We start from the raw sequence: 4484 nt of genomic DNA on the forward strand, positions 1-4484 counted from the left end.
GATAAAGACTCCTTCCAAGCCTTTTCTGTTCGAGGAAATCCCTTCAAGCCTAAATACTGATGAAGGGGCCGGTAAACCGGCCTGGCACACCCGATCCCTTCTCCCTTAAGTTTTCTAATCCAGGAACTGGAATCGGTTCCCAATCCTAAAACGTATCTGAAATAGATATGCCCCTGCTCCCGAGGAGGAAGCTGCAAATCCAGAGATTCAAAGGCCTGATCGTATGATCTGGCAATAGCCCGGCGGCGCTGGATAAATTTTTCAATCCGTGACAGTTGCACCAGGCCGATAGCAGCGCAAATATCGGTCGTTTTATAATTATATCGGATTTTATACTTGTCCTTGTTGTCGTATTCCCGCAAGTCTCTAACACGGGCCATGAGGTCTTTTGAGTCGGAAACGACCATGCCGCCTTCACCGGTGGTCATCACCTTGGTGGCATAAAAGGAGAATATGGCCGCCTCACCAAATGTTCCCACATATTTTTGGTTATAGGTACTTCCAATGGCCTGGGCACAATCTTCAATGATGGGTACGTTCAAAGCAAGCAGATCCTCCATCTCGGCTGCCAGTCCGAAGAGATGGGGAACAATCACCGCTTTGGTTCGTTTGGTCAGCCGCCTTTTAACATCATCAGGATCAAGATTGTAGTTTCCAGGATCGATTTCCGCCAGAACCGGCGCAGCGCTTACGTATTTAACAGCATTAAGCAAAGCGGTACACACATAGCTGGGGATAATCACCTCATCCTGCTCTCCGATACCCATGGCCAGGAGTGCCAGATGCAAGGCTGCTGTCCCCGAGTTTGTGCTGACTGCATACTTCACATTTATCTCTTTCGCAAAGGCACGCTCGAATTCGTGCACAACCTTGCTCTGTGCTATCTGCGAAGATGCAATCACCCCGGCTACCGGCTCTATCTCCTCCTGGCCCAGGGTCGGCCGCGAATGCGGAATGAAGTTTGAATTTGCGTTGCTATGATTCACAGGTCTCTATTTTGGACCCCCGTACGATCTGCCGGCCTGACCCGGCAATTCCACGGGGACCTACGGGGCAGGCAGGATTAACATGATAATCTCGATCACTGCTGTCCGTTTTAATACAATAATTCACCGCCCATTCGCTGCGCTCATTAGAGCCGCAGAGAACGCCGAGGTTATTTATTTTATAGTTTTCCGTTGAGAGGACGGAAAACTATAAGCATCACGCCCTACGGGCATTTAAAGCCCCAAAATATCGCGTAGCGATTGATTTTTTTTCTTTTGCCGTCCTCTCAACGGCAAAATAAAAGTATCTTTTCTTTGCGCGCTCTGCGTCTTTGCGGTGAAAATGGAAAACGAAATAAATTAAGTAAATCCTGAATATCCTGTCGATCCTGTCTGATAAAGATTATTAAAATATACTCATCTTTATAAATTTGGCATATAAGATTCAAATGTTGATGAACAACCGCAACGAATGAAATGCCTCGGCATACTTTACTCGGCCCTGGATGCCTCTGAAATTAGCGCTTGACCGTGCCAGTTCCACAACCGTCAAATCCTCGATATTGGTCTTTGCAACCTGTGACCGGTGAGCTTCCAGGGCTTTTATCTTTCTGTCAAGGGTATCGGATATATCAACAAAGATATGGGGGGTAAAATTCTGGGTGGTGGGACCTTCGTAAAACAGAACATTTCGTATATAGCGCGTGGCCGATATGGTCGCTTGAGCAAGATGTCTGTGATCCTGATGCGTATCGTCCAGAAAGTTGCAGAAAATAAAATCCGGCTTCACTTTGGAAATAACTTCCTCAATCTTGCCAATCGTTTTCTGGTCCACCAAAAGATGAGTATCTTCATACCCGCCCCAGAAGATGTCTTCGGCACCCAAAATCTCCTTGGAATCCGATTGTTCCCTGGCTCTGACCGATGTTGGAGCCCCAAGACCGCCTTCTGTCATTACCATCAGAAATAACCGGTGCCCTTTCTCAGTGTATTTAATAAGTGTTCCTGCGCACCCAAACTCGATGTCATCCGGATGAGCACCGATTGCCAGAATTTTTATCTTTTTCATGCCTTAATCCTTTCCAGAGTTTCAGGACCGCAATTGAATAGTAAATCCACAATAGATAAATGCGACGCAAAATCGCCAAAAAGCTGGGGATATTCGGGGTGTATGAAATTTTGAACGATTACCTCAATACCATTTGCTTTAAATCGCTCTAAATTCATATACCTGGCCCCATCCTGACCCGACAGATAGGTATCCCCGCCCAACGCTTTGCAGATATCGATTAAACGGTCTGTCGGATCATCACTGAGGCTCAGGGTCGAAGCCAAAACCGTCTGTTTTTCTTGTATGTTTAACATCTCCCGCATACGATCAATCAGGTAAACGTTTAACTCAGATATCAATTCCCAGTCTTTGGAATAGACCTCTTCAAAAAATCCGATATATTCCAAAAAAAACGGTGCCTTGCTATAATTCGTAATCATCGCCTGAAGATGTTTTCGCTTCCAGTTAACCGTATTGTTGATTTTGACTTCATTGATTTTCTGCGGAAAACGGTATAAAACCGGCACCGTCAACCATTGCCGGCCTTGGTCTGTTTTGATTCTATTTCGATTTTGCCATTCATTCTTTTTGTACTGGACATTGTCAAGGTAACAAAACGCATCCGCTTTAATAATTTTATCGAAATAACCTAACCAGGGAAGATATTGGGGTTGGTGAATAGCAACTATCAATTTCAGCTTCCTTTTGCTTTAGATAAAAGCACGGTTTTACCGCCCATTCGCTCCGCTCATTAGAGACGCAGAGCACACAGAGTTTATTTATTGTTTTGCGTTGACTCCGCAGCTTTGCGGGGTCAACGTCAAAGGAAAATTATCTTTTCTTTGCGCTCTCTGCGTCTTTGCGGTGAGCAATTCCTTTAGGCTGAATGATTTTATTTCTTGCTAACAAATATAGGGTTAGATAGCAATCTCCCTACACCACGGCCACGGACGTCCAATCTGTAAAATGTTTTACCATCGCCGTAATCTTGATCCACAAAGTAGAATTCCAAAGGGGTTTCACCCTCAAAATACTCCATGACCTCCCCGCCCCTGATCAGCGAAACTTTAACAGCATAACGACCATTATCGGATGCCGACAGCCTGCCTTCCACCAAGGGATCACCCTGCAAATCCAGCTCTTGTCCCAAAATGGCTGCATTGCCGGTCTGATTGTCTCTGACCCGAAAGCGATCCAATGACAGCCTGGTGCTCCCTTTGAGAACTGCATAAAACCGACCCTTGGAAAGTGCTTCCATTATTGCTTCCGCAGTCTTATGTCTGACTAAAAAAATCGTTTGAAACGTATCAATATTTTCATTGCCACCCCCGTGAAAATCAGCTCCTGATATTCCCCAAACAGGTCTATCCCTATCTCCCCGGCAATATGCACTGAGAATTTGATCCCAGTGTTTACCCGGATCGGTTGCAGTTATATTGTCACCGTATAGGGCCTCGAATCCGGTATAGCCTTTTGAAGCAATTAAATCATCGGGATAATGTTTAGTAATTAACGTAACCGGCCCAAGTCGAACACCGTTGACGGCGTAATTTGATTCAGGATGCAACCAAAATACATGGCCATTCCGTTCTTTAACATAATCGATAAGGTCCTGAAACGGCTTTATCCCTTGATCTCCATGATATGGATCGAAGAGTGAACTTTGAAAAGGGTGATAATTGATCAACATGCCAACAAATAAAATGCTAATGATCACACCAATAATTTTTATAACCCCTTTATGTATTACAAGATAAACAGCCAGAACAAGGCCTGCCAAAAAGATTAGGCTTCGCGGCAGTATTTTTCTGGTATAACGTGTTGAAAACCCGTTATGAAGGATAGGTAAACCTCGATAATCTTCAGCTGACTGCATCCCCACCAGCAGAAGCTCTTTTCGATAGTCATTCGCAGTTAGATCGCCTTTAAAGGGACTGCCAGTCCAGAAGTAAAAAGGGGAGGATTGAACACCCGGGATAACCAGAACGTCATTCTGCATTCTGTTCACTCGCGCAATCTGAGCAAGAAACTTTTCCGGCCCGGCCTTGATAACCGACCCTCTTTTCTCCCTTTTCTTGAGAATGTTCCTGAAGGGGGGGAGGCCATATTCCATGACCTGCAGGTCATGATCCGCCGGGATGAGAACCCCCAGTCCCTTTTTTTTTGCCTTTGATACAAGTTGCTACAGGGAATATTGCCCCGCGCCATCAAAAGATGTGTGGACATGGATGACACCCGGGACTTGCATCCATTCCTGGGCCGCATTCACGCTGCCATAAAAAAAGAAGATAAAAAATATTAGGACAATGATAAATTTAATCTTCATAGATATTGCTTAACTTATTTAACTTTCGTGCTTTTATTATTTCGTGTTTTCGTGATAATTCGTTTTATTTTTTTGGTGAAGAAGCGAAGCGTACAGGGCGTCGATTTTTTCAACCATTTTA

4 protein-coding genes are annotated in these 4484 nt (G+C 44.8%); all 4 read right to left on the minus strand.

Annotated features, from left to right (window positions below; genetic code table 11):
* Positions 1-986: DegT/DnrJ/EryC1/StrS family aminotransferase (locus V3S16_RS05745; RefSeq protein WP_413883721.1), on the minus strand; the 986-nt coding region annotated here is incomplete at its 3' end.
* Between the two features lie 445 nt (positions 987-1431).
* Entirely contained in the window at positions 1432-2055 is a 624-nt protein-coding gene (locus tag V3S16_RS05750; RefSeq protein ID WP_413883722.1) for a PIG-L deacetylase family protein, read from the minus strand.
* On the minus strand, positions 2052-2729 hold the full coding sequence (locus tag V3S16_RS05755) for a WbqC family protein (RefSeq protein WP_413883723.1): 678 nt from the start codon (positions 2727-2729) through the stop codon (positions 2052-2054). Before V3S16_RS05755 ends, V3S16_RS05750 begins: the two co-directional genes overlap by 4 nt.
* Positions 2730-2929: 200 nt before the next feature.
* A complete protein-coding gene (locus V3S16_RS05760; protein WP_413883724.1) occupies positions 2930-4150 on the minus strand; it encodes a hypothetical protein in 1221 nt (406 codons plus the stop codon).
* Between the last annotated feature and the right edge of the window lie 334 nt (positions 4151-4484).

Source organism: Candidatus Desulfatibia sp. (genome assembly GCF_036446775.1).
GTDB lineage: Bacteria > Desulfobacterota > Desulfobacteria > Desulfobacterales > UBA11574 > Desulfatibia_A.